We start from the raw sequence: 25,787 nt of genomic DNA, 5'->3' as shown, positions 1-25,787 counted from the left end.
ATCAAAAGGTCATTTTGCATAAAAGTCGAAGTTGATATGAAGCAGGGAAAGGGAGGAGTAGCGTTGGGAAGCTGTCCAAATTGTTCAAAAACATTTTCTTTCGTCGAAAAGTTTCATTTATCACATACGAAAATGATGATGTGTCCAAGCTGCCGGCATCAAATCAAAGAAACGTTTGTCTCAAAAATGAGTTTTTTCATGATCTGTTTGATTCCGCTATTGGTGCTGCTCGTTCAATTGAAAGGTGCTTCACCTATGTTGAAATGGCCGGTCTTATTGGGTTGGATATTGCTGAATTTCTATGTGCTTCAGCCGATCATTCATCGGTACGAGCTGAAATCAAGCTCATAAAATGAAGAGCCCAGCGATTGGGCTTTTTTTCATGAAAAAAGAAGTGCTGAGAGCAGCACTTCCTTAATTGTCTGTGACGGCATGGTAGGATGTGAGGTAAGCCGGACGAGAGAAAATGGAGCCTGTATCCTCGTGTGGCTGAAAGAATGCTTCTGATTCTTGAAAGTCTTGAAATAAGTCCTCTGATTCCCAAAGTGTCAAAATCAAATAAACTTCTTCATCTTTTTGAGGTCTTAAAACGCGAATAGCTTGGAAGCCGCGCTGATGTTCTGAGATGTTCGTCTTTTTCTGAAAGGTGGATTCAAAGAGTGCTCTGCTTTCAAGCTTAACAGGGATATGATTCAAGGTGACGAAACCAGATTGGACAAGCTCGCCTTTCGCATAAATCACATCATAGGCATGAGGGGCTTTAAATACAGTCTCACCCTCCGTTTCATGAAAAAGAGCTGCTTGTTCTTTCCCGACCATATAAAGCAGATTTTCCAGATGGTGTTTTTTTGCGATTTTATGCAAAAAATCTGCTGTTCCATATGTAATATAGAAATTCATCTAAACCGCCTCCTGCTTGATAGTATAACAAAAGAATGATATATAATTCTTTGGCAGTCAATCCATAAAACATATTATGAAGCAATACATCCCATACTATCCGTATAAAGGAATGAGGTGACCTAATTTGAAGAAAAAGAAGATAATCATTCCATTAGTCATTGCAGGAAGTACAATCGTACTCTCATTTATTGGCTATCTGACGATTTTATTTTTAGGACATTATGTCATAGATGAAAAGAAGCTTGTTTTTCACGCTTCCTCCAAAATCATTGACCAGAATGGAAAAGAACTCACAAGCATGTATTCAGAAAATCGGGACCCTGTGTCGTTAAAAGAGGTGCCCGATAAAGTAGCAAAAGCCTTTGTGGCTGTCGAGGACAAGCGTTTTTATGAGCATCACGGAATTGATGCACAGTCTATTTCAAGGGCGGTTTATCGAGATATATTAGCAGGAGGAAAGGTAGAGGGCGGCAGTACAATTACTCAGCAGCTCGCAAAAAATATTTTTCTCACAAATGACAAAACCTTTCTTCGAAAAACGAAAGAAGTCATTATTGCCATTAATTTAGAAAGAGATTATTCCAAGGATAAGCTGCTTGAAATGTATTTGAATCAGCTTTACTTCGGCCATGGTGTTTATGGTATTCAGGCAGCAGCCAATTATTACTTTAGTAAGGATGTCAAAGATTTAACGGTCAGCGAAGGTGCTACTCTCGCTGCGATGCCAAAGGCACCATCTACTTATTCGCCTGTTCTACACCCTGATAAAAATAAACAAAGGCGGGACACCATCCTGAATTTAATGAACGAACAAGGATATTTGTCTTCAACAGAAACGGTAGAAGCAAAAGGGAGAACACTAGGCATTCATTTAAAAAAGAAATCAGAAACACCTTGGGTGGACAGCTATGTTGATCTCATCATAAAAGAAGCAGAATCAGAGTATGCCATTTCACATGAACAATTGCTTCAAGGCGGCTATACCATTAAAGTACCGATTGATATGAATCTGCAAAAAACTGCATATGATGCGATGAAGAACAACCGTTATTTCCCGGGAAAAAGCGGTTCTCCGGAAGGCAGCGCCGTATTTATTGATAACCAGTCTGGTGGAGTGAAAGCAGCCATTGGAGGACGAGAATATCAGGCGAGAGGCTATAACAGGGTGACAGCTGTTAGGCAGCCGGGATCTGTTTTTAAGCCGATCGCGGTGTACGGTCCGGCAATGCAGGAGAAAAAATTCAGACCTTATTCGCTGCTTGAAGACAAAGAAAAAAGCTATGACGGCTACTCACCTAAGAATTACGATGGGCAGTATGAGGGCCGGGTCACAATGATGGAAGCCCTCATGAAAAGTAAAAATACCGCTGCTGTGTGGACGTTAAGCCAGCTGGGCATTGATACGTCGAAGTCATATCTCGAGAAAATGGGGATAGATATCTCTGATAAAGGCTTAGCTATTGCGCTTGGCGGTTTAGAAAAAGGAGTTTCGCCATTACAGATCGCTGGAGCCTTCCATACATTTGCCAATGAAGGCGTATATAAAAAGCCTTTCTTTATTCAAAAGATCACCAATGATGAAGGAGAAACTGTAGAAAAGAATCGTGGTAAGCAAGAACGAGTGTTTAGCGTGCAGAATGCATGGAACATGACAAGAATGCTTCAGCAAGTTGTCAAAGGCGGGACAGCCAGAGCGGTTCATACGCTGGAGATTTAGCTGGTAAAACAGGGACGACCACATATTCGGGTGTGAAAGGTGCAACAAAGGATGCTTGGTTTGCCGGTTATACGCCTAGTACAACGGGTGCGATTTGGATGGGGTATGACAAAACCGATAACAGCCACTATTTAACTGGGGGCAGTCAATACCCAGTGCAGCTGTTTAAAGATATTTTAACAGCAGCTCAAATCACCAATGAAACGTTTGAAAAACCAGAGGGAATAAAAGAGCTTCAATCTCCTATCCATTTAGAGGGAGTATCAGGATTTGAAGCCCGCTATGCGTTTAAAATCAAAGGATTATTTACATTAGAGCTGTCTTGGGACAAGCAGGAGGATAAACGCGTTGAATACCGCATCTATGAAAAGAGAAATGGAGGCGAGACGCTGATCGACACAGTGACAGGCGTGGGCAGTTATACAATGCCGTATGCCAATGTATTTTCAAACGCAGAGTATAAAGTTGTTCCATATAATACCCAAACACAAGAAGAAGGCGAAGGCAGTGCGTATGTCAAGCCAGAGTCTTTTGGACGTTAATATTCGGCGATTTTTTGAACATTGAGCCGCTTTAGTATACCGTGCCTTGAAAACGCGGTATAGTAAAAGCAGTGTTTGAGCCTTATGCAAAGAGAGTGTAAGGCGAAAGGTGGAATGAAAGGTAATGGGAAAAACGAAGGTTTTTAATGACACGTTCTTAAAGGCGTGTAAAGGGGAAAAAACAGACCATGTACCAGTTTGGTATATGAGACAGGCAGGACGCTCACAGCCTGAATATCGTGCCCTTAAAGAAAAATACGGGCTATTTGAAATTACGCATCAGCCAGAGTTATGTGCTTATGTAACAAGACTTCCTGTAGAACAATATGGTGTAGATGCTGCTATTTTATATAAAGATATTATGACCCCGCTTCCGGCTATTGGAGTGGACGTAGAAATTAAAAATGGAATTGGACCTGTGATTGATGCACCGATTCGATCTAAAGCAGATATCGAACGTCTTGGGGAACTTCATCCTGAAGAAGACCTGCCATATGTGCTTGATACCATTCAGCTTTTAACGAAGGAGCAGCTGAATGTTCCACTTATCGGTTTTGCTGGCGCACCATTTACGATGGCAAGCTATATGATTGAAGGCGGTCCATCTAAAAATTATCATAAAACAAAGGCGCTGATGTACAGTGATCCTGAGGCGTGGATGCTGCTCATGAACAAGTTAGCTGATATGACGATCACGTACATACGCGCGCAGGTAAAAGCCGGGGTCAGTGCATTTCAAATTTTCGACTCATGGGTTGGCGCTTTAAATGCAGCAGATTACCGGACATTCATTAAGCCTGTCATGCAGCGAATTTTCACAGAGCTGAAGTCTGAAAATGTCCCAATGATCATGTATGGAGTTGGTGCAAGCCATCTAGCGAAAGACTGGCACGATCTGCCGCTTGATGTGGTTGGACTGGATTGGCGTATGAGTGTAGATGAAGCGAGAAAAGAAGGGCTCACAAAAACGTTACAGGGGAACCTTGATCCAACCATCTTACTTGCTCCTTGGGAAGTCATTGAAGAAAGAGCAAAAGATATTTTAGATCAAGGAATGAAATCAGATCACTTTATCTTTAACTTAGGTCATGGGGTATTTCCTGATGTTTCACCAGATACGTTAAAGAAGCTGACAGATTTTATTCACGATTATTCAGCGAAATATAAAAAATCATCCATCTAAACTATTTCAAATGATCTGAAGGAGTGTTGGTTGTGGAGAAAAAGAAAATGGGACTTCTTGTCATGGCATATGGCACCCCATATAAAGAAGAAGATATTGAACGTTATTATACACATATCCGCAGAGGCAGAAAACCGGAGCCAGAGATGCTGCAAGATTTGAAGGATCGCTACAAGGCAATCGGCGGTATATCTCCTTTATCAAAAATTACAGAACAGCAGGCAAATGGTTTGTGTGATCATTTGAACGACATCCAAGACGACATTGAATTTCATGTCTACATTGGCTTAAAGCATATTGAACCATTCATTGAGGATGCAGTTGCAGAGATGCACAAAGACGGCATCACAGAAGCAGTGAGTATTGTTCTTGCCCCGCATTTTTCAACCTTTAGCGTGAAATCGTATAACAAGCGTGCACAAGATGAGGCAGACAAGCTTGGCAATCTGAAGATTACGTCTGTGGAAAGCTGGTACGATGAGCCGAAGTTTGTGGACTATTGGGTGAAACAAGTGAAGGATACGTATGCATCGATGAGTGAAGAGGAAAGAGAATCAGCCGTACTCATTGTGTCTGCACACAGTCTTCCTGAAAAAATTATTGCAGCAGGAGATCCATATCCTGATCAGCTCGCACAATCTGCCAAAATGATTGCAGAAGGTGCAGGAATTGAACATTATGAAATTGGCTGGCAAAGTGAAGGCAACACGCCTGATCCATGGCTTGGACCAGATGTTCAAGACTTAACACGGGATCTATTCGAACAAAAAGGCTATAAAACGTTCGTATATGTGCCTGTTGGGTTTGTCGCTGACCATCTTGAAGTGTTATACGACAACGATTATGAATGTAAAGTCGTGACAGATGAAATCGGTGCAGCCTACTATCGTCCAGAAATGCCAAATGCGAAACCAGCATTTATTGATGCTCTCGCAACTGTCGTATTAAAGAAGCTTGACGAAAGCAAGTAATTATATAAAAGAAGGCGATCCTATGCATGACAATCAAAAACACCTTGTCATCATTGGCGGTGGCATCACTGGTTTAGCCGCCGCCTTCTATTTGGAAAAGGAAGTCGAAGAAAAAGGTCTTCCCATTCAAATATCTCTTATTGAAGCGAGCCCTAGGCTAGGTGGAAAAATACAAACATTATATAAAGACGGGTACATCATTGAACGTGGACCTGATTCATTTTTAGAAAGAAAGGTCAGTGGACCGCAGCTGGCGAAGGATGTTGGTCTCGCGGATCAGCTCGTCAATAATGAAACAGGGCAAGCATATGTACTAGTCAATGAAACCCTTCACCCGATGCCAAAAGGCGCTGTCATGGGTATTCCAACTCAAATCAGCCCATTCATCACAACCGGTCTTTTTTCAGTTGCAGGAAAAGCGAGAGCCGCAATGGATTTCGTACTGCCAAAAAGCAAGCAGACAGAAGATCAGTCGCTCGGTGAATTTTTTAGAAGACGTGTCGGTGATGAAGTAGTTGAGAATTTAATCGAACCTCTTCTATCAGGCATTTATGCAGGTGACATTGACCGCCTCAGCTTAATGTCCACCTTCCCGCAGTTTTATCAAACAGAACAAAAGCATCGCAGTTTGATTCTTGGGATGAAAAAATCACAGCAGCATGCGAAAGCGCAGCAAGTGACAGCGAAAAAACAAGGGCAGTTCCAAACGATCAATCAAGGACTGCAAGCGCTTGTTGAAGCAGTAGAAAGCAAGCTCAAGCTGACAACGGTTTATAAAGGGACAAAAGTGAAGCAGATTGAAAAAACTGATGGGGGCTATGGAGTGCAATTAGACAGCGGTCAAACGCTTTTTGCCGATTCAGCCATTGTGACAACTCCGCATCAATCGATCTATTCCATGTTTCCAAAAGAAGCGGGACTTGAGTACTTGCATGATATGACATCTACTTCTGTTGCAACAGTTGCACTCGGTTTTAAAGAAGAGGATGTTCATAATGAATATGACGGCACTGGTTTTGTCATCTCAAGAAACAGTGATTTCTCTATTACAGCCTGTACGTGGACGAACAAAAAATGGCCGCATACAGCTCCTAAAGGAAAAACGCTATTGCGTGCTTATGTAGGGAAGGCTGGCGACGAATCAATTGTCGAACAGTCAGACCATCAAATCGTCAGCATTGTGCTGGAGGATTTGAAGAAAATTATGGATATTAAAGCAGATCCAGAACTGACGACAGTGACTCGTTGGAAGACGAGCATGCCGCAGTATCACGTCGGTCATCAGAAAGCCATTTCGAACATGCGAGAAACGTTTAAGCAATCATATCCTGGTGTTTATATCACAGGTGCTGCTTTTGAAGGTGTCGGAATCCCTGATTGTATTGATCAAGGAAAAGCGGCCATTTCAGAGGCTGTATCTTATCTATTTTCATAAAACAAACTCCCTTTTCTACCAAGGAAAGGGAGTTTTTCGTGTTCGAATAATTCAAAAAGAGTTGTGAATCATAAAAGTGAACAAAGTTGTTGCATCCGGAGAAAAGGATGTGGTATATTACTTTCTGTACTTAATGACCAAAACGTTCAAATAGTCATTTTGGGAGTGAGATCATGAGTGTTGATAGGAGACAAATGATTTTAGACGGGGCTACGAAGGCATTTACTCAATTTGGGTATAAAGCCACCACAATGGATCTTGTGGCGAAGCTGGCCAACGTCGGAAAAGGAACCATTTATACCTTTTTCAAAAACAAAGAAGAGCTGTTCGATGAAATTTTCACATCCCTTTTAATAGAGATGAAGAAAATTGCGGATGAAGCAATGGATGAGGAGAAAAGTTTCTCTGAAAACCTTCATTTAGCACTCTTTGCAATATTGGAATTTCGAAAAAACCACCAGCTCACAATCAAAATCTTTCAGGAAAATGCGGAGCTTGGCACATCAGCGGTCAAGGAAATGATTGAGAAGATGGAGCAAATGATCATTCGCTATGTTAAAACGAAAGTAAAAGAAGCGATTGATAAAGGCGATATTAAGCCATGTGATCCTGAATTGACTGCATTTGTGATGGTGAAACTATATATTGCACTTATTTTTGATTGGGAAAAGCGATACGAGCCTTTAACAAAAGAAGAGGTGGCCGAGTCGCTGGAGCTTTATGTACTCAAAGGACTTTTAGCCGCAACATAATTTTTTTTAAGTTCAAATGACCAAATTCTAAATTTAGTCATTCATCTATGGGAGGAAAACAGCAATGAATTTAATTCGGAATCAATGGAAAGACATTGTGACGAGCAAAAAACTACTGATCCCGATTTTCGCTGTGTTATTTATTCCGCTGATTTACAGTGGCGTATTTTTAAAAGCGTACTGGGATCCATATGGTACAGTCGATCAATTGCCTGTAGCAGTGGTCAACTTGGACGAAGGCAGTCATTATGACGGGAAAACACTGCATGTCGGCGATGATTTAGTGAAGGAATTAAAGAAAAACGATAATTTCAAATGGAATTTTGTCGACAGTGAAGAAAAGGCAGTGAAGGGATTAAATAACGAGGATTATTATCTCGTCGTGGAAATACCAAAGGATTTCTCGAAAAATGCAAGTACAGTCCTTGATAAACATCCAAAAAAATCGAATCTGAAATATTATACGAATCCAGGCGCCAACTATGCGGCGTCACAAATTGCGAATAATGCCATTATCAAATTAAAAGATTCGGTTTCAAAGGAAGTCACAAAAAATTACGCAGAGGTCATTTTTGATAACTTCAAAACGATTGCAAAAGGCTTAGATCAAGCAAGCGATGGTGCGAAGAAAATTGATGACGGAACAAAAAGTGCAAAAGATGGCAGTAACAAGTTAAAAGACAATTTAGCAAAATTGGCTGAAGGAACGTTAACCTATAGCGAAGGTGTTCATCAGTTTGCTGGTAAAATGGGTGAACTGAACACAGGGATACAATCTCTTGACAGCGGACTTGGCCAGCTCTTAACAGGCTATCAAACCATCGATCAGAAATTTGGAGAGCTTGGTTCAGGAATTGATACATTGACTGAAGGGTTAAACACAAGCCGGGAAGGCCATCAGCAGCTCGCTTCTAAAATGCCGCAATTCACAGCGGGCATTGAGCAGCTAAACAACAAAGCACAATCCTTTTCAGAAAAAATTGAAGCAGTAGAAAAAGTCTTGTCATCACCAGAATTAGCGAATCTTGAAAAGATGGCGCCTAAACTCGATCAGGTGAAAAAAGACGCAAAAACGTTTAGTACAAAACTTGCTTCATTAAAAGAAGCGTTATCGAATCGAGATGCTAAAGTAAAAAGCATTATCCAAAACAGCTCAATGACAGATGAAGAGAAAAAGGCGGCAATGGATCAGCTTGACAGTCTGCCTAAAATCGAACTCCCTGATCTGTCTGGACTTGAACAAAGCTTAGCGGCCTTGCAGGAACTGCCTGATGCAAGTGAGGTTCAATCTGCGGTTGCTTCTGCAAAAGCTCAGCTGCAGCAAGTCAAACAGCTGCCACAGAAAACAGAACAGCTGTACACATCTACAGTCGCGATACAAAATGCGATTGATCAAATGACATCTGGTACGAATAAATTGTATCAAGGTGCACTGAAGCTTCAAACAGGTCAAGGCCAATTACAAGATGGTCTACAGACAGCAAATGGAAAGCTTGATACAGCGAAAAGTGGTGCAGATAAGCTTGCAAATGGTTCAAGCCAGCTAAGCGCAGCGTTAAATAAGCTGGAAAGTGGTTCAACGAATATCCAAAGCAACACATCTAAGCTTGCTGAAGGCTCAAAATCACTCGATAAAGGATTGGGAGATTTAAAGAGCGGAACAGGTAAGCTGTCCGATAAATTAAAAAGCGCCGCTGATGAAACAGGAGAAATTGATGCGGGTCAAGACAATTACAATATGATTGCGAGTCCCGTGAAAACAGAAAATGATACAGCGAAAAAGATTGATAATTATGGTACAGGACTCACACCTTATATTTTATCGATGGGACTCTTTGTAGGGGCTCTCATGCTCACCGTTGTCTTCCCAATGAAAGACCCTGCTGGACGCCCTAGAAATGCGTTTGAATGGTTTTTCAGCAAATATAGTGTGCTCTTTTTTGTCGGTATCCTGCAAGCAGTTATTGCAAGCTCCTTGCTCATCTTTGGGCTCGGTCTTGAGGTGGAAAGCCTCTGGCGCTTCTATCTCTTTGCGATTATCGTCAGTCTGACATTCTTAGCGATCATTCAGCTGCTGGCGACAACAATGGGGAACCCAGGACGCTTCATTGCTGTTATCATCTTGGTTCTTCAGCTCGCAGCAAGTGCTGGTACATTCCCGCTTGAGCTTGTGCCGAAATTCTTCCAAGTCATTCACAGTCTGCTTCCAATGACGTATACAATCAACGGATTTAGAACGATCATTGCAAGCGGTGATGACAGCTATTTATGGCACCAAGCAGCGATCCTTGGTACAGTTGCGATCATCATGATGGCGGCAACAACAGCATACTTTGCTTGGAACGTAAGAAAAATGAAACAGGACGAAGTTTAATCCATGAATCCTTTCTCTTTAATAGAGGAAGGATTTTTCATTTGAAATTAGACATCTCGAACCTGAAGCGATATATTTTAAGAAGAGATGCTGAAAAAGGCATACATGGAAGGAATTGCTTTCAGACAAAGGAGGAAATGCCGAATGACTACTGAAGTAAATGAAACCGTTCAGCTGATTCAAAAGCTTGTATCAATCCCAAGTCCATCAGGAAATACAGAAAAAGTGATCGGCTTTGTTGAACGTTTTTTACAAGATTTGAACATTGAGACAAAACGAAATCGAAAAGGCGGATTAATTGCCACCATTAAAGGAACAGATGACAAAGAACATCGCATGCTGACAGCGCATGTCGATACGCTCGGTGCGATGGTTAAGGAAATTAAATCAAATGGACGGCTTCGTCTAGCACTTATTGGAGGCTTTCAGTATAACTCAATTGAAGGCGAATATTGTGAAATTGAAACAGCATCAGGCCATACATACACAGGGACCATTCTTATGCATCAAACATCCGTGCACGTCTATGCGGATGCTGGAAAAGCGAAACGAAACCAAGAAAATATGGAGATTCGTCTCGATGAAAAGGTGAAAGATGCAGACGATGTCAAAGCACTTGGCATTCAAGTAGGGGACTTTATCTCATTTGATCCGAGAGTGGAAGTGACGTCTTCAGGTTTTATTAAATCAAGACATCTGGATGATAAGGCAAGTGTGGCGCTACTTTTGCGGCTCATCCACAGAATTCAAAAGGAAAATATCACATTGCCGCATACGACGCACTTCTTAATTTCTAATAATGAAGAAATTGGCTACGGCGGGAACTCGAATATTCCAGAAGAAACGGTGGAATATCTAGCTGTAGATATGGGCGCGATTGGTGACGGTCAGTCAACAGATGAATACAGTGTATCGATTTGTGTAAAGGATTCGAGCGGCCCTTATCACTATGGATTACGCAAGCATTTAGCTGCATTAGCAGAAGAGCACAACATTGATTACCGCCTTGATATTTACCCTTATTACGGCTCTGATGCATCAGCAGCCATTAGAGCAGGGCATGATATCATTCATGGACTGATTGGTCCTGGTATAGATTCCTCGCATGCCTTTGAAAGAACACATGAAGATTCACTTGTCCATACTGCAGATCTTCTTTATCACTATGTTCAATCACCATTAATCACAGCATAAAAAAAGAACCCCGATAGATGGGGTTCTTTTTCATTAGCTTGAAAGCTGTGTTGGCTCGGGTACCTCTTGTCCTGTCATCACGCGATGTCCTTTTTCAGGGTCATACTGCCCTTCCCATTTAGACATCACAACAGCTGCAAGTGCATTTCCTGTTAAGTTCACAACAGTCCGTGCCATATCCATGATACGGTCCACACCTGCAATAAATGCAAGACCTTCAGCAGGTACACCGATCGTTCCTAATGTCGCGAGTAATACAACAAATGAAGTACCAGGAACGGCAGCCATTCCTTTAGATGTTACCATCAGTACAAGAACAAGTGTAAGCTGCTGGACGATCGTGAGGTCAATGCCATATACCTGTGCAAGGAAAAGCGCAGCAATGGCTTGATACAAGACGGAGCCATCCAGGTTAAACGTATAACCGATTGGGATAACGAACGAAACAATTCCTTTTGGACATCCGATGCGTTCCATTTTATCCATGACTCTTGGTAAAACTGTTTCAGAGCTGGATGTACTAAAGGCAAGAAGCATTTCGTCTTTCATGTAAGCAAGAAATCTGAAAATATTGACGCCAATCATCTTTCCGATAATTCCGAATACAACGATAAGGAAGAGAGCGAGCGCAAAATAAACAAGACCTACAAGCTTACCTAATGAAATAAGAGATTCAAGACCAAATTTTGATACGGTCACACCAATGAGTGCGAATACACCAAATGGTGCAGCTTTCATCACAACATTAACGACATGGAACATGGCATGTGATACACCCTCGAAGAAGGCGAGCACTGGTTTACCGCGTTCCCCAATCGCTGAAACGCCAAGTGCAAACAGCACAGTGAAGAAAATAATCGCAAGCAAATCACCTTCCGCCAATGATTGGAAGAAGTTCGTTGGAACGATATGAAGGAACGTATCAGCAACTGATTTGCTGCTTTGCTCTTTTTCCGTTTCAACATACTGGCTAATATCTTGTTTTTCCGTATTTCCAAAGTCAACGCCTGCACCAGGCTGTACAAAGTTTGCTAGGACAAGGCCAAGGATAATCGCAAATGTTGTGATAATTTCAAAATAAAGAATGGTTCTAAAACCAAGTTTCCCTACTTTTTTACCATCACCCGCACCTGCAACACCTAAAATTAAGCTGGATACGACAATTGGTATGACAATCATCTTAATGAGTCTTAAGAAGAAGTCTCCAATTGGTTTTAAGTATGTCTCGACTCCTGGGTTACCGAAAAAGATTGCCCCAACAACGACACCGAGAATAAGACCGATTAGGATTTGAGTAGCCAATCCAAATTTTAATTTTTTCATAGATTTCCTCCCTAACATATTCATTAAAGGAATATTCCCATCATATTAAGTTTTAATATATGAATTAAAGTATAACTAAAATTAAAGAGGTTCGTCCACGATAAAATTATATTAAGAAAATACAAAATTGTTAGAAAAAATAGATATTTAGAACCTCCTTCATTGTTTTTAGTCAATAAAAAGTGTCTTCAGAACTAAAACTCATCATATAAAAATACTAAAAAACCCTTTTGTGACAAGGGTTTTACCTTTTTACCTATTTTTCAGAAAAAATAAAAAGCACTTTTGACTCCAACTGACGGAGGAGGGGAAAAGTGCTTTTTTATTCAATTTATTCCCTTATTTAAGATAACTTACTTGTGAGCATTCCTCACATTCATTACCGTAACACTCGTGCTGTTCCATTAAATCATTTCCACATTTTGTGCATTTCTTTGAAGGCAAATTTCTAAAAAACTCTGTGATTTTTCCTAGCATTTGTCATCCTCCAATACGTTTTGTTGCTATCATTGTATTATAACAGATTAATAATTGTCAATCTGTTTTGTAACAATAGGCAAGAAGAATGCTTTTTCCATGAAAAATGGGTATATTGTAAGAAGGGGATTTTTAGAAAAGGAGGGAAAAATGACGATGAAATTAACCGTAATTGGATGCTATGGAGGGTTTCCGGCAGCAGGTGAAGCGACATCAGGCTACCTTTTTGAATCAAATGGCTTCAGGCTTCTTGTAGACTGCGGAAGCGGTGTTCTTTCAAAGCTTCAGCAATACATTGATATAGAAGAACTAGATGCTGTTCTCCTTTCTCATTATCACCACGATCATATTGCAGATATCGGACCACTCCAATATGCGAAGCTAGTGGGATATCATTTAGGAAAAAGCAGCGGCCCGCTTCCGATCTATGGACATACTGGTGATCAAGAAGCGTTTGGACGGCTTTCTGATGATGTACATACAAAGGCAAAGCCTTATCAGCCAGAAGAAGGGATTCAGCTTGGACCATTTCAAATTGATTTTTTGAAAACGGTTCATCCGGCAGAATGCTATGCTATGAGAATTCAGGCAGAGGATGCTGTGGTCGTGTATACAGCAGACTCAAGCTATCAGGAGGCATTTATTCCTTTTAGCAAGGGAGCAGATCTGCTCATAGCCGAAAGCAATTTTTACGCTGGACAGGATGGATCAGGTGCTGGACATATGAACAGTACAGAGGTAGGGAAGATTGCAAAGGAAGCAAATGTTGGGGAACTCATCATCACCCATCTGCCCCATTTTGGCCGTCATAAAGACCTAGTCAATGAAGCACAGGCGTTATATACTGGCAATATACAGCTTGCCCATTCAGGGCTTAGATGGAACAAGGAAGGAAGATAGAGATGCTGTTTATCGATAACGAACAACATTATGATCCAATGATTAACTTGGCAATTGAAGAATATTGCTTAAAATATTTAGATCCAGAAGAAACGTATTTGCTGTTTTACATCAATCAGCCGTCAATCATTATTGGAAAGAACCAAAATACAATAGAAGAAATCAACACGAAGTACGTGGAAGACAACGGAATCAAAGTCGTGCGCCGCTTATCTGGCGGTGGTGCAGTTTACCATGACAAAGGAAACTTAAACTTCAGCTTTATCACAAAAGATGATGGGGACAGCTTCCATAACTTTAAGAAGTTCACAGAGCCAGTCATCAAAGCGCTTGAAAAGCTAGGTGTTAAAGCTGAATTGAGCGGCAGAAATGACATCATGGCAGATGGACGTAAAATTTCTGGAAATGCCCAGTTTGCAACAAGAGGACGTATTTTCAGCCATGGCACGCTGCTATTTGATTCAGAAATTGAACATGTCGTTTCGGCTTTAAATGTGAAAAAAGAAAAGATTGAATCAAAAGGCATCAAATCGATTAGAAGCAGGGTTGCCAATATCAGTGAATTGATGGATCAAAAAATGACAACAGAAGAGTTTAGAAAAATTCTTTTAAGCTACATTTTTGATACAAATGGGGACGTGCCTCAATATCGCCTGACCGAAAAGGATTGGGAAAAGATTCACGAGATTTCCCGAGATCGCTATCAAAAATGGGAATGGAACTATGGCCGTTCACCGAAATTTAATTTACAGCATTCTAAGAGATTCCCTGCAGGCTCCATTGATTTGCGATTAGAAGTGAAAAAAGGGATGATCCAGGATTGCAAAATCTTTGGTGATTTCTTTGGCGTAGGGGATATTGCCGATATTGAGAAGCGGCTCATTGGGCAGCAATATGATCGTAAAACGATCAGTGACGTCTTAGAAGATATGGATATGCGCCACTATTTCGGCAATGTATCAAAAGAGGATTTTCTTGATTTGATTTATTAATCGCGTGAAAGCACGGCTAGAGATAGCGGTGCTTTTTTGATTGAAGGAAATGAAAGCGATTTACATTTGATCTTGTGGATTTTTTCGATTGTCTATTATAATAGAAAGGAGGAATGTTCGGCCATAAAATGAATGGTCATTCATTCATTGATGACATGTAAGGGGTGGGAGAATGGATTTGATCAAAAATCTTCAGCAGACGGCGATGACGAAGGGAGAAAATATCGCACTGATCTTTGAAGGAAAGAAGTGGACCTATCGAGAGCTGATGACAAGTATCGAGCGTTTTGCAGATGGATTAGTCAACGAAGGGTTTCAAGCTGGGGATCATATCGCGCTTATTTTAGGAAATTCACCGCATTTTGTCATTTCTTTTTTTGGCGCATTAAAGGCAGGGCTTGTCGTAGTACCTATTAACCCAACATATACACCTAGTGAAATTGGGTATATGCTCATCACAGGCGATGTAAAAGGTATTGTGGCGCCTGAACAGCTTCTGCCAGTGTACGAGCAGGTGTATGAGCAGCTTCCGTCCATTGAAAGAGTCATCATTTGTGCAGAAAATGAATCGGCGTGCAGATCAAGCTTCAAGGAAGTATCTGATCGACTTGTTTTCTTTGGAAAGCTTGTGTCAGGTGTTGCGAATGAGAATGTACATCCTTCCATTCAGCCAGATGATGCCGCTGTTATTTTATTTACATCTGGCACGACAGGAAAACCAAAAGGTGCAATGCTGACTCATTTCAACCTTTATTCAAATGCTAGAGATGTCGCTGAGTATTTATCGATTGATAAAAAGGACAAGGTCATTGCCGCTTTGCCAATGTTCCATGTTTTTTGTTTAACAGTCTGCATGAATGCACCGTTGATTCATGGTGCGACGATTTATGTCTTGCCGCATTTCAGCCCTTCAGAGCTTTTGCGCATGATGGAAAAAGAGAAGCCAACGCTATTTGTTGGTGTGCCCACCATGTATAACTATTTGTACCGCCAGGAGGGGCATGATAAAGCGATGGCATCTGTGAGGATCTGTATATCAGGCGGTGCCTCCATGCCTGTTGCCTTACTCCATGGCTTTGAGAAAAAGTTCGGTGTTACGGTCCTTGAGGGTTATGGATTATCAGAGGCGTCACCAGTGACTGCATTTAATCCTCTTGACGGAAAAAGAAAACCAGGTTCTGTCGGGACTGACATTATGAATGTGAAGAATAAAATAGTGAATGAACTAGGAGAAGAAGTCGGTCCAAATGAAGTCGGAGAGCTGATAGCAAAAGGGCCGAACATCATGAAAGGCTATTACCAAATGCCAGAAGATACGGAAGCTGCACTAAGAGACGGCTGGCTGTATACTGGCGATTTGGCGAGAAGAGACGAAGAAGGATATATTTATATTGTCGACCGGAAAAAGGATATGATTCTTGTTGGCGGTTATAATGTGTATCCAAGAGAAGTAGAAGAGGTACTTTATCAACATGAAGCTGTAGCAGAAGCCGTTGTCATCGGTGTGCCAGACCCAAACACAGGAGAGGCAGTCGTCTGTTACATTTCCCCTAAGAAACATGCTCACATCAATCAAGAAGACATCATTACACATTGTTCACGCTATTTAGCGAAATATAAGCAGCCCCAAACGATCCATTTCATAGATGATATTCCTAAAAACACAACAGGTAAAATTTTAAGAAGAGCGCTAAAGGAAAAGTATCAAGCAGAAGAAAGTAAATAAAAAAAGGGAGTCTCTGATGAGGAGGCTCCCTTAGCATGTAGACAAATCCTCGCATCTCACGCCGAAAGAAGACAAAGGGCTAAAAAGATCATTTTAGCTCTTTTGAATGGCTTCTTTTAACTGTTTCTGAAAAGATTTCGACTGTTTTTGATTCAGTTCATAATACGTTCCATCAACTAAAAAAACGACTTGTGATCGGTCGGTCCAAAGCTGAAAGGTGGTGCCGTTTGTTCGTCCGAACATCACTTTGGCGATATAATCGGGCTTTTTTAAATTTTTCTTGAGATGATTGCTTGTTTGTCTGCCTTTATTTAATTCTTCAATTAGATCTTCTGCTGTGTCCTTATCATCTATTTCATACGAGATGGATTCATTCGCTGGCGAGAGCAGCAATTTTTCTGCTCGATTTTCATCAAAGATTTCGCTCGTCCGGCTGAACACATAAAAGAAGGTGATGAATAAAAGTCCCAAAATCACAACTCCTGCAAGGATTTTCTTCATTTTGATCCTCCAACTCACTGTTATACATGTAGCTTCTCCGATTTTTGAGTCGCATAATCATTTTTTTCGCGAAAGCTTTTTCAGATGGGGCATGCTATGATGGAGCCACATGAGACAGGTTCTAAACGAAAAAAAGAGTGATTAGAATAGAGAGAGGAATGGAAAGGAGGCTGACCTGTGCGAGTACGTAAATGGGTAGCTCTTGCAACGGTAGCATACATATTGTACGGTCTTTTTATTTATTCATATTTGTTTCTAATGGGGGATTCATCGGTACCTGAAAGCGTAAAAGGGACAAGTGCAGATCCGCATACTTTTATGACAAGTCATGAGCTTGCGATTAGCGAGAATTTCTCGAACATACGGAACCTGCTGTATTTCATAACCATCCCATTAGATTGGTATGTCTTTTTCCTTTTGCTCATTTCAGGGTTTTCACGGAAAATAGCAGACTGGAGCCTGGCAGCAGCTCGTTTCACGTTTTTAAGCAAACTTGTGTACGTGTTTGTGCTGTCGCTTCTAACAATGCTCATTTCATTCCCAATTAAGTGGATTGGCTATCAGCTGTCTTTACACTACGGAGTATCTGCACAAAGTACGGCAAGCTGGTTGAAAGATCAAACACTGGATTTTTGGATTCAATATCCGCTCCTTGCCCTTTGTGCAATTGTGTTTTTTTGGCTGATTCAAAAGAGAAGAAAATGCTGGTGGCTGTATGCGTGGTGTTTGACAGTCCCAGTTACGCTGTTTCTCTTCTTTATACAGCCGGTCGTCATTGATCCGTTATATAACAATTTTTATCCACTAAAGGATCAAGCGCTTGAGAAGAAGATATTAACGCTTGCAGACAAAGCGCATATTCCGGCAGATCATGTGTATGAGGTCAATATGTCTGAGAAAACGAACACGATGAACGCTTATGTCACAGGAATTGGTGAAAATAAGCGTATTGTCTTATGGGACACAACACTGCAAAAGCTGAAAGACCGCGAAATTTTATTTATCATGGCGCATGAAATGGGACATTACGTCATGAAACATGTTTATATTGGATTAGCAGGATATTTAGTGCTGTCATTGGCCGGATTATTTGCGATCGATCGTCTTTATTTATATCTTTATCAAAAAGGGGCAGCCACATTTCGTCTGAAGGTGTCACACGACATTGCTGCTCTTCCGCTTCTTTTAATCATCGTATCGATGCTGTCATTTGCAGCTTCACCTTTTACAAATGCAGTGTCAAGGCATCAAGAACGGGCAGCCGATGAATATGCGGTGAACATGACAAAAGACGGGGAGGCGGGCGTAACGTCTTTTCAAAAACTTGCAAAATCAGGATTGTCCCAGGTGAATCCACCGTTTCTAGTGAAGATTTTCCGTTATGGACACCCAACCATGATGGAGAGAATCATGGATATGGAAAAAGCGGCGGAAAAAGAGAAGCCGCCTAAAAAGCAGTAATAAAAAAAATCCGGCTGGATCAGCCGGATTTTTTTATCACACTTGGTTAGTTAGAAGCCGCTTGAACGTTGATTAACCCTTTTCCATAATAGAATGAGTCACCAAGCGGTGTCGCTGTATTTTCTAAGCGCTGGCGAACCTGTGAATTTGTTAGGTTCGGGTTTTTAGAAAGAATAAGCGCTGCTGCTCCTGCTACATGAGGAGACGCCATAGATGTTCCAGTATAAGAAGTGTATCCACTGCTTGGCACTGTACTTAAAATAGAAGTACCAGGTGCAGAAACATCTAATTCAGGACCTGCGCTAGAAGATGAGTTTCTGACATTGTTACTGTTTACATTGGCAACAGCAATTGTAGAATCGTATTTTGCTGGATAGCCAACTGTACTGCTAGAGCCGCTAGAGCCAGAATTACCTGCGGCTGCCACAACAACGACTCCACGGTTATTCGCTGTATCGACGGCATTTTTAAGCGCAGTTGAACCGCTTGGTCCGCCTAAGCTCATATTGATGACATCCATATTATTGGCTACAGCCCATTCAATACCGCTAATAATCCAGCTGTATTGTCCGTCGCCATAACGGTCTAATACTTTTACAGCATATAGGGAAGCGCTTGGAGCGACCCCGAGTACACCAATTGTGTTATCAAGGGCAGCAATGGTTCCAGCTACGTGAGTTCCATGTGATTGAAAGTCTTGGGTGGCATTTGGCTCTGAAGGGACGAAGCTCGCACCGCCTGCAACATTTAAATCAGGGTGTGCAGCGTGGATTCCAGTATCAAGGACAGCTACTTTGACATTAGCACCTTTATAACCTTGAGCGTGTACAGCTGGAGCTTTGATTTGAGGGATTCCATAAGGGACGGTTTGTGCATATGCTTCTGCTTTATGGTCTTCTTCTACGTAAGCAATGCTAGGGTCATGTTCAAGTTTTTTGGCGGCTTGTTCGGACATTTTCACTTGTGCAGCATTAATGAGGCGGTATTGTTTTTCTAGTTTTCCACCATTTTGAATGACAGCTTGTTTCTTAGAGCTGTTTGTGGTGGCAGAGGCTTTAAAACCAACAATATAGCTTTTTTCACTATCTGTTTTGGAGACCGTCTCGGCATTTGCCATGGATCCTCCAAACCCTGCTGAAAACAGAAGAGGGACAGCCAATAAAACACTTGTCATCACATTTTTCTTTTTCACGCACATTCCACATCCCTTTTTTCTTATTTCAGAATAATCATCCGTAGTCTAATAGAATGATCCGTTTGATTATTCTGTATATTCAGTTTAAGGGAAGTAGGCAAATAAGAGTAGACCTGAATTTTTGTGAAAGTCCTAGCGAAAATTGGGGAATTAAGTCACTTGGAACTGGTGGTAAAATATGTTTATTCTATCATTTCAGCGATGATCTATTAAAAAGGGAGTGTGCTTTTTTTCTCATGATCTATTTCCGGTTAAATATTCGATACCCGAAAAGCCATAAAATAGGTAGAATCGTCTAGCATCTATTTCGAATTTCGATATAAAAAAATATTATTTTATCATTGTTTTTGTCATAAAAAAGAACCTGCTAAGATAACAGGCTCTTTAAGAAGGGGTGGATTGAGTTAAATGGCTGACCACATTGTAATCACGAACCTTCCATTTACCATCTGACCATTCCACATAATTTAAGCAAGCATTGACAAGTCTCGTGTTCTGTAGACCCATATGTTCATCAGCCAAAGTGGTGAGTAAAGCATGGATAGCAGCGCCGTGAGCTACGATCAAGACATGTTGATCTGGATAGGCGGCTCTAACTTTCTCAATACCTTCTAACATTCGGTTTTGAATCGTCTCAAGTGGTTCCATATTGGGATACTGTTTATCTGGAAACAGCTTTGAACGTTCCTCAAACGACATGCCTTCAGCGTCACCGTAATCTCGTTCAATGAAATCATCCATGATGACAAGTGGGGCATGGACATGATTTAAAATCAAGTGTGCCGTTTCTTTTGCCCTTGTTAGTGGACTGGAAATGACAACATCCCAATGGACATCCTTTAAGTAAAGTCCAGTTTGTTCAGCCTGCCATTTACCTTTGTCGTTTAAAGGGATATCTGTTCGTCCTTGAATTCGTTTCGCTGCATTCCAATCTGTTTCCCCGTGTCTGACTAGGCAAATTGTTGTCAATCAAATCCCGCCTTTTCTATCTTTTCTTCTATTATACTAAAGCAGAAGAAAAAAGGCTGTATTAGCGATTTGTCAGGCTAGTTAAGGATTCGACGGAGCTTGCGACTTGAGACACCGTTTGTTTGACTTCCTTCAATTCGTTAAGGAAGGTCTGAAGGTCAATTTCAATTTTTCCGTTTTGGTTTTTGCTTAAGTTCATGCTGCTGACGATATCATCAAAGAGTGAATTGATTTGAGTCATTTTTTCTTTACTGTCTGTCACAAGTAAGTTCACGTCCGCAATATGCTGGGACACAATGGCGATTTGTGAATTGGTATTGTTAACGAGTTCAGATACAGTTGAAACCGTTTTCTTTGTGTCCTCTGATAATTTGCGCACCTCGTTTGCAACGACAGCAAAGCCTTTTCCGTGTTCACCTGCTCGTGCAGATTCGATTGAGGCATTTAAAGATAACAAGTTCGTCTGCTCTGCAATACCTGTAACGATCCCAAAGATTTGTTCAATTTGTTTAGCGATTTCTTCAAGGCGCTTAATTTCTGTTTCAATTTTTGTCATGCTGCCGTCAATTTGATTCATTTGTGTTTGCTGAATTTCTAATTCTTTTTTACCGCCGATTGATTTTTCTTCAACCTGTGCTGAAATTTGTGTTCCAGCTTGTGACATGTCCGCCATCTCATCCGATTTTGAGACAAGCTTGTCAACTGCACTTGTTGTGTTTGAGAAGAGAGAAGCAAGCGAATTTGAAGTTTCCGTGATTTTTGTATGAAGCTCCTGCTGCTGCTCTTCTGCTTCATCACGAATTTTAGAATATTCATTTTGGAATGTATCTAGGACAAGCTGCTGCTCTAAATTTAAAATTTTCGTTGTCGCTTTGACTGCTGTCTGATATTCTTTGAAATCTTGGATATGGTTTGCAAATAAATCCATAATTGATAGCAGAAGGTCTTGGAATGCGGCCATGTACCATTTAGGCTGGAGGCCAATCCGTAAATGAACTTGCGCAATTTTAATGCGTTTTGCCACATAGTTTTCGTCAATCACACCTGCAAACATTTCGCTAATATGAATGCGGAGTGTTTTTTTCAAACGATCGACAGAACTATTGTCTTGAATGATATGCATCAAGGAAGACTCGACTTCTAAATTTTTATAAAATTTATCAACGATATGTGCAATATCATCCTGAACAATTGAATTGAGCTGCTTTAATATCAATAGGTCATGCTGCGTCAGGTCGATCATTTTGATTTGTTTAGCGATGTCCGTATTGTTCGAGAAATTGATTCGTTTTATCCCATCATCCTGCTCTGTGAAAAAAGCAGTGTTTTTTCTTTTCGGTTCTTTTTTAAATAACAATTTGTTTGTCCCCCCATAATCATCACAAATATCAGACTTTATGTTTTTTATCGGATAATATTGGATTTTTTAAAGGGGAAGAGTGAAATTTTACTGTTCTTTATACGACCTTTTTAGTGGTTTTTTAGCAGGGCCTTCTACTACTTCTCCAGTAATAGAAAAACGTGAACCGTGACACGGGCAATCCCAAGTGCGATCACTATTATTCCAAGCGACTTCGCAGCCTAGATGAGTACACGTGGTATCGACAAGAAAGACATTTCCATCCTCTGATTTATAGGCGCCGCACTTTTTATGTTCATACGAGATAATGCCGCCCTCGCCTGGTTGTAAATCATCGATTGTTTGATCAGTTCGTTTGAATTTACCACTGATCAGCTTGGCAGCGACGTTGGTATTTTCTTTTATGAAATCTTTGACGAAAGAGTCAGTAACAGGTCTGGATGGCGTAAAAATTGATTCGTATGGATTCGATTTTCCTTCAATTAAATCACCGATAAGAGTAGCAGCTACGTGGCTTGTGGTCATGCCCCATTTTCTAAAGCCGGTCGCTACAAAGATATTCTGGTGGTTTTTGGTCAGGCGGCCAATGTAAGGGATTTGATCCATTGTGACCATATCGTGTGTCGACCAGCGATACAGCACTTCTTCAATTCCAAGGGTGGCTTCTCCAAACGTTTCTAGTCCTTCATAGTGAGCGGATTCATCTCCGCCTTGTCCTGTTTTATGACCTTCTCCTCCGATGAGAACGACTTCCGCGCCGTGCCATTCTGCCGTTCTTAATGAGTGAGCAGGCTGATCAATTCCGAGGTACATCCCGTCTGGGAGAGGTTTTGTCGTTTTGGCTGCTACGACATAAGATTGTTCTGGATGAATTCGGGTGAAGTAAAGTCCTTTCCCATCATAAAAAGGAAAGTGTGAGCATGAAATGATGTAGCGCCCTGTCAGATGATGTCCGTTTTTTGTGACGACAGCAGGCCGGTTCCCTTCTTTTACATCAATAGCGGTTGTTTGTTCAAAGATACGTACACCTCGCTCGAGGAGCTTGTCAATTAGCGCATTGAGATAATGAAGGGGATGAAACTGTGCCTGATTCGTCATCGCAAGGGCTGCTTTGATGTCAGCGTCAAAAGGAAGCTCTGTTTTCCATTCCCGGTCAATACCAAGCTGTTTGTAGGCATCTAATTCCTTCTTTAACTTTTTTACACCGCTTTCTTCCTTTGTATAAAGGTACGCATCTTTTACCTCTAGCTGACAATCGATGTCGTGCTCTTTGATACGAGCTTGAATGAGGTCTTTTGCTTTTTCGTTTGCTTCTACATACAAACGTGCTTTTGGCATGCCAATCTGCTGTATCAGCTCATAATAGTACACATCATGCTGTGAGGTGATTTTAGCCGTTGTGTGTCCGGTCGTGCCTTGCAGCAATTGTTCGGCATCAATGATGATCACATCTAATCCTCGCTCTGTCATTTCAAAGGCCGCAGCGATACCGGTAATACCGCCGCCGACAATGATCACATCTGCTGTGAGATCTTCATTGACAGAAGAAAAAGAATGCTTCCGGCTGTCCGACAGCCATAACGATTTTGCCTCTTCCATTCCTTTATGTTCTTGTTCCATGTTGTCGCCTCCACTTAACTTGTTGTGTATAATTTTTCCACAATAATGAAAATCATACATCTGAAAGGAAACAAGGGCGTCATACATAAAAAAGGAGCCAGCACATAAAAATAAACAAGATAAAAGGAAGGAGTGGACTACCGTGTCAACAAAGCAGCCGAAGAAAACATTGCCGCCTCAGCACCAAAATGAACGGCCGGGTCTTGAATATAAAATGAACCCTAGACCTGTCTTTGATCGTGAGGTGCAGGACAAAAAGTTAGCAGGAAAAACAGCCATTGTGACAGGTGGAGACAGCGGGATCGGAAGAGCAGTCTCTGTCTTATTTGCGAAGGAAGGTGCCAATGTCGCCATTGTTTACTTAAGTGAACATCGCGATGCCGAGGAGACGAAGGACTATATTGAGAAAGCGGGAGGCCGTGTCATCTTAATTGCAGGTGATTTAGGGGATGAGGCTTTTTCAAATGAGGTCGTCAAAAAAACAAAAGATGCGTTTGGTTCCATTGATATTTTGGTGAATAACGCCGGGGAACAGCATCCGCAAAAAAGCATTGAGCAAATTACCTCGCATCAGCTTCTTCGGACGTTTCAAACGAATATTTTTGCGATGTTTTATTTAACAAAGGCTGTTCTTCCTCATTTAAAAAAAGGAAGCAGTATTATTAATACAGCATCTGTCACCGCCTATAAAGGGCATGAAACATTGATCGATTATTCATCTACAAAAGGGGCGGTCGTCACATTTACGAGATCATTATCCTTATCGCTCATTAAACAAGGGATTAGAGTGAATGGGGTAGCACCGGGTCCCATTTGGACACCGCTGATTCCATCAACCTTTACGGAAAAAGAAGTCTCTGAATTTGGTGGAAATGTCCCAATGGAGCGTCCTGGTGAGCCAGTAGAGCTTGCACCGAGTTATTTATTTTTAGCAAGTGAAGATTCATCTTATATGAATGGACAAATGCTCCATGTGAATGGCGGAACCATTTTAAATGGATAAACAAAAAACTTGCGGTAAAGAGACAAGTTGCTGTCTCTCTGCCGCAAGTAAAATCATCATGATTGATGTAAGCAGTGTTCTGCATATTGAGCTGACAAGTCATTGAATCGCTTTTCATCACGCTGATCCAGTGCCTTATCAATCTCTTCTCTTAGGAAGGTTAAGCGCTGTTTATAAAGCGCCTCATCTAAAACCATTTGAATATAGATGTCTAAAATGGTGACGCCGTTTTCTTCGGTTTTTTGGGTGTTGCGGGACTTCATGAGCTCAGCATACGTTTTTTTCTCTTTCATAAAGAATCCCCCCGATGCCTTTTTTATAGTATATGGATTGGCGGAGAAAAAATCAACAAGAATTTATAATTTTTAGACAATTTATTTTTGAGCAGAATCGACATCACTTGTCCAATCGACAGAATGTGATATATCTTTAAAAAAAGCTTTTCGATAGATCGAATGGACTAAAAAATATGATAAAAAGATGAATTTTAATAAATTTTGAAAAAATCCTGTCGTTTCTTATATGTTGGTGATAGATTAATAGTATCTTAAATAACCAAATATTAACACAGGAGGAAATGAAGTGTCAGGAATTAGTGAAACACCTTTAGATTCATACGTCATTAATCAAACAACAATGGCGGTCCTTTCAGTTGAAGAAGGAAAAAGAGTATATTCAAAAGTCATCGAAAGAGAGACAAGCTTTTATGTTGAATTAAAGCCCCTGCAAATTATTGAACGCAGCTGCAGATTCTTCGGCTCAAGCTATGCAGGCAGAAAGGCGGGAACATACGAAGTAACAGGAATTTCTCACAAACCCCCAATTGTGATTGACTCATCCAACCATCTGTATTTCTTCCCAACCTATTCATCCAACCGTCCTCAGTGCGGCTGGATCTCCCACAAATACATTCATACCTTCCAGGAATCATCCCTCGGAGACACGGTGGTCACCTTTACAAATGAGCAAACCATCAAACTTGATGTCTCATATAAATCATTTGAGAGTCAGGTGCACCGAACAGCATATCTCCGAACGAAATTTCAAGATCGTCTTGATGGAGGTCTTCCTAAGAAACAAGAATTTATGCTGTATCCAAAGGAACAGCAGCTCAATCTCGTATACGATTTTATATTAAGGGAGCTTCGTAACAGATATTAATCAAAAGCCAGCGGCAGCTCTGCCGCTG

22 protein-coding genes and 2 pseudogenes are annotated in these 25,787 nt (G+C 41.1%); 14 read left to right on the top strand and 10 right to left on the bottom strand.

Translation table 11 applies throughout. From position 1 onward, the window contains the following. The first annotated feature begins 198 nt into the window (after positions 1–198). Positions 199–351: a hypothetical protein gene (locus tag AOQ70_RS19950; RefSeq protein ID WP_228285951.1), complete on the top strand. Its 153-nt coding sequence runs from the start codon at positions 199–201 to the stop codon at positions 349–351. A 63-nt stretch (positions 352–414) separates the two neighbouring features. On the opposite strand, the gene AOQ70_RS11115 is transcribed toward AOQ70_RS19950, so the two are convergent. Next, positions 415–900 carry an antibiotic biosynthesis monooxygenase family protein gene (locus AOQ70_RS11115; protein WP_024425462.1) on the bottom strand — a complete coding sequence of 162 codons (486 nt, stop codon included), beginning with the start codon at positions 898–900 and terminating at the stop codon, positions 415–417. Positions 901–1,027: 127 nt separating this feature from the next. Here AOQ70_RS11115 and AOQ70_RS11110 point away from each other — a divergent pair. The 7 genes and pseudogenes from AOQ70_RS11110 (at position 1,028) to AOQ70_RS11080 (ending at position 11,071) form a co-directional block, all read left to right on the top strand. Next, positions 1,028–3,162: pseudogene (locus AOQ70_RS11110) on the top strand (transglycosylase domain-containing protein). Between the two features lie 124 nt (positions 3,163–3,286). Next, positions 3,287–4,345, top strand: a complete 1,059-nt coding sequence (gene hemE / locus AOQ70_RS11105) for a uroporphyrinogen decarboxylase (RefSeq protein ID WP_039177601.1) — start codon at positions 3,287–3,289, stop codon at positions 4,343–4,345. 32 nt (positions 4,346–4,377) lie between these two features. Continuing rightward, positions 4,378–5,316: a ferrochelatase gene (gene hemH, locus AOQ70_RS11100; protein WP_024426557.1), complete on the top strand. Its 939-nt coding sequence runs from the start codon at positions 4,378–4,380 to the stop codon at positions 5,314–5,316. 22 nt (positions 5,317–5,338) lie between these two features. Continuing rightward, positions 5,339–6,751, top strand: coding sequence for a protoporphyrinogen oxidase (gene hemY / locus AOQ70_RS11095; protein ID WP_039177605.1), 1,413 nt, complete (start codon positions 5,339–5,341; stop codon positions 6,749–6,751). A gap of 173 nt (positions 6,752–6,924) precedes the next feature. Continuing rightward, complete coding sequence (locus tag AOQ70_RS11090) at positions 6,925–7,503, top strand: TetR/AcrR family transcriptional regulator (RefSeq protein WP_059376290.1); 579 nt, start codon at positions 6,925–6,927, stop codon at positions 7,501–7,503. Positions 7,504–7,567: 64 nt separating this feature from the next. Further along, the gene (locus AOQ70_RS11085) at positions 7,568–9,877 is read left to right on the top strand and encodes a YhgE/Pip domain-containing protein (RefSeq protein ID WP_059376286.1); all 2,310 of its coding nucleotides are present in this window, start codon (positions 7,568–7,570) and stop codon (positions 9,875–9,877) included. A 144-nt stretch (positions 9,878–10,021) separates the two neighbouring features. Beyond that, positions 10,022–11,071, top strand: a complete 1,050-nt coding sequence (locus tag AOQ70_RS11080) for a M42 family metallopeptidase (RefSeq protein WP_039177610.1) — start codon at positions 10,022–10,024, stop codon at positions 11,069–11,071. Between the two features lie 33 nt (positions 11,072–11,104). Here AOQ70_RS11080 and AOQ70_RS11075 read toward each other — a convergent pair whose 3' ends face one another. Then, complete coding sequence (locus tag AOQ70_RS11075; protein WP_039177611.1) at positions 11,105–12,394, bottom strand: cation:dicarboxylate symporter family transporter; 1,290 nt, start codon at positions 12,392–12,394, stop codon at positions 11,105–11,107. A gap of 339 nt (positions 12,395–12,733) precedes the next feature. Further along, positions 12,734–12,871 (bottom strand): protein YhfH, encoded by a 138-nt coding sequence (gene yhfH, locus AOQ70_RS19310; protein WP_008359029.1) that lies wholly within the window; start codon positions 12,869–12,871, stop codon positions 12,734–12,736. Positions 12,872–13,027: 156 nt separating this feature from the next. On the opposite strand from yhfH, the gene AOQ70_RS11070 reads away from it, so the two are divergent. From AOQ70_RS11070 to AOQ70_RS11060, 3 genes are all read left to right on the top strand, one after another. Beyond that, a complete protein-coding gene (locus AOQ70_RS11070; protein ID WP_047202380.1) occupies positions 13,028–13,771 on the top strand; it encodes an MBL fold metallo-hydrolase in 744 nt (247 codons plus the stop codon). Between the two features lie 2 nt (positions 13,772–13,773). Continuing rightward, positions 13,774–14,763: a lipoate--protein ligase gene (locus tag AOQ70_RS11065; protein WP_024425472.1), complete on the top strand. Its 990-nt coding sequence runs from the start codon at positions 13,774–13,776 to the stop codon at positions 14,761–14,763. 172 nt (positions 14,764–14,935) lie between these two features. Beyond that, positions 14,936–16,489: a fatty acid--CoA ligase family protein gene (locus tag AOQ70_RS11060; RefSeq protein WP_059376283.1), complete on the top strand. Its 1,554-nt coding sequence runs from the start codon at positions 14,936–14,938 to the stop codon at positions 16,487–16,489. A 93-nt stretch (positions 16,490–16,582) separates the two neighbouring features. Here AOQ70_RS11060 and AOQ70_RS11055 read toward each other — a convergent pair whose 3' ends face one another. Further along, positions 16,583–16,990 (bottom strand): hypothetical protein, encoded by a 408-nt coding sequence (locus tag AOQ70_RS11055; protein ID WP_059376278.1) that lies wholly within the window; start codon positions 16,988–16,990, stop codon positions 16,583–16,585. A 177-nt stretch (positions 16,991–17,167) separates the two neighbouring features. On the opposite strand from AOQ70_RS11055, the gene AOQ70_RS11050 reads away from it, so the two are divergent. Beyond that, a complete protein-coding gene (locus AOQ70_RS11050) occupies positions 17,168–18,451 on the top strand; it encodes a M48 family metallopeptidase (RefSeq protein WP_059376275.1) in 1,284 nt (427 codons plus the stop codon). A 46-nt stretch (positions 18,452–18,497) separates the two neighbouring features. Here the strand turns inward: AOQ70_RS11050 and AOQ70_RS11045 are convergent, their stop codons facing one another. From AOQ70_RS11045 to AOQ70_RS11030, 5 genes and pseudogenes are all read right to left on the bottom strand, one after another. Continuing rightward, complete coding sequence (locus AOQ70_RS11045) at positions 18,498–19,643, bottom strand: serine alkaline protease SapB (RefSeq protein ID WP_047202379.1); 1,146 nt, start codon at positions 19,641–19,643, stop codon at positions 18,498–18,500. Positions 19,644–20,030: 387 nt separating this feature from the next. After that, the gene (locus AOQ70_RS11040) at positions 20,031–20,615 is read right to left on the bottom strand and encodes a histidine phosphatase family protein (protein ID WP_059376272.1); all 585 of its coding nucleotides are present in this window, start codon (positions 20,613–20,615) and stop codon (positions 20,031–20,033) included. A 61-nt stretch (positions 20,616–20,676) separates the two neighbouring features. Continuing rightward, a complete protein-coding gene (locus AOQ70_RS20230; RefSeq protein WP_394336034.1) occupies positions 20,677–21,192 on the bottom strand; it encodes a methyl-accepting chemotaxis protein in 516 nt (171 codons plus the stop codon). A gap of 240 nt (positions 21,193–21,432) precedes the next feature. Continuing rightward, positions 21,433–21,972, bottom strand: a pseudogene (locus AOQ70_RS20225) (protoglobin family protein); the annotation flags it as partial. A gap of 90 nt (positions 21,973–22,062) precedes the next feature. Further along, positions 22,063–23,595: an FAD-dependent oxidoreductase gene (locus tag AOQ70_RS11030; protein WP_059376271.1), complete on the bottom strand. Its 1,533-nt coding sequence runs from the start codon at positions 23,593–23,595 to the stop codon at positions 22,063–22,065. Between the two features lie 142 nt (positions 23,596–23,737). On the opposite strand from AOQ70_RS11030, the gene AOQ70_RS11025 reads away from it, so the two are divergent. After that, positions 23,738–24,598 carry an SDR family oxidoreductase gene (locus tag AOQ70_RS11025; RefSeq protein ID WP_041089704.1) on the top strand — a complete coding sequence of 287 codons (861 nt, stop codon included), beginning with the start codon at positions 23,738–23,740 and terminating at the stop codon, positions 24,596–24,598. Between the two features lie 56 nt (positions 24,599–24,654). On the opposite strand, the gene AOQ70_RS11020 is transcribed toward AOQ70_RS11025, so the two are convergent. Further along, positions 24,655–24,891, bottom strand: coding sequence for an IDEAL domain-containing protein (locus AOQ70_RS11020; protein WP_008348804.1), 237 nt, complete (start codon positions 24,889–24,891; stop codon positions 24,655–24,657). A 289-nt stretch (positions 24,892–25,180) separates the two neighbouring features. Between AOQ70_RS11020 and AOQ70_RS11015 the strand changes: the two genes are divergently transcribed. After that, the gene (locus AOQ70_RS11015) at positions 25,181–25,759 is read left to right on the top strand and encodes a competence protein ComK (RefSeq protein WP_039177625.1); all 579 of its coding nucleotides are present in this window, start codon (positions 25,181–25,183) and stop codon (positions 25,757–25,759) included. Positions 25,760–25,787 lie beyond the last annotated feature (28 nt).

The sequence above is a fragment of the Bacillus sp. AM 13(2015) genome (assembly GCF_001518755.1).
GTDB lineage: Bacteria > Bacillota > Bacilli > Bacillales > Bacillaceae > Bacillus > Bacillus safensis.
Note: the sequence above shows the minus strand (reverse complement) of the source record. Positions and strands in the feature narration are given on the sequence as shown.

Bases quoted from the DNA above. Each gene is read 5' to 3' on its own strand.
- AOQ70_RS19950 (WP_228285951.1), top strand. From the start codon at position 199: ATGATCTGTTTGATTCCGCTATTGGTGCTGCTCGTTCAATTGAAAGGT.
- AOQ70_RS11115 (WP_024425462.1), bottom strand. From the start codon at position 900: ATGAATTTCTATATTACATATGGAACAGCAGATTTTTTGCATAAAATC.
- hemE (WP_039177601.1), top strand. From the start codon at position 3,287: ATGGGAAAAACGAAGGTTTTTAATGACACGTTCTTAAAGGCGTGTAAA.
- hemY (WP_039177605.1), top strand. From the start codon at position 5,339: ATGCATGACAATCAAAAACACCTTGTCATCATTGGCGGTGGCATCACT.
- AOQ70_RS11090 (WP_059376290.1), top strand. From the start codon at position 6,925: ATGAGTGTTGATAGGAGACAAATGATTTTAGACGGGGCTACGAAGGCA.
- AOQ70_RS11085 (WP_059376286.1), top strand. From the start codon at position 7,568: ATGAATTTAATTCGGAATCAATGGAAAGACATTGTGACGAGCAAAAAA.
- AOQ70_RS11080 (WP_039177610.1), top strand. From the start codon at position 10,022: ATGACTACTGAAGTAAATGAAACCGTTCAGCTGATTCAAAAGCTTGTA.
- AOQ70_RS11075 (WP_039177611.1), bottom strand. From the start codon at position 12,394: ATGAAAAAATTAAAATTTGGATTGGCTACTCAAATCCTAATCGGTCTT.
- yhfH (WP_008359029.1), bottom strand. From the start codon at position 12,871: ATGCTAGGAAAAATCACAGAGTTTTTTAGAAATTTGCCTTCAAAGAAA.
- AOQ70_RS11070 (WP_047202380.1), top strand. From the start codon at position 13,028: ATGAAATTAACCGTAATTGGATGCTATGGAGGGTTTCCGGCAGCAGGT.
- AOQ70_RS11065 (WP_024425472.1), top strand. From the start codon at position 13,774: ATGCTGTTTATCGATAACGAACAACATTATGATCCAATGATTAACTTG.
- AOQ70_RS11060 (WP_059376283.1), top strand. From the start codon at position 14,936: ATGGATTTGATCAAAAATCTTCAGCAGACGGCGATGACGAAGGGAGAA.
- AOQ70_RS11055 (WP_059376278.1), bottom strand. From the start codon at position 16,990: ATGAAGAAAATCCTTGCAGGAGTTGTGATTTTGGGACTTTTATTCATC.
- AOQ70_RS20230 (WP_394336034.1), bottom strand. From the start codon at position 21,192: ATGAATCAAATTGACGGCAGCATGACAAAAATTGAAACAGAAATTAAG.
- AOQ70_RS11030 (WP_059376271.1), bottom strand. From the start codon at position 23,595: ATGGAACAAGAACATAAAGGAATGGAAGAGGCAAAATCGTTATGGCTG.
- AOQ70_RS11020 (WP_008348804.1), bottom strand. From the start codon at position 24,891: ATGAAAGAGAAAAAAACGTATGCTGAGCTCATGAAGTCCCGCAACACC.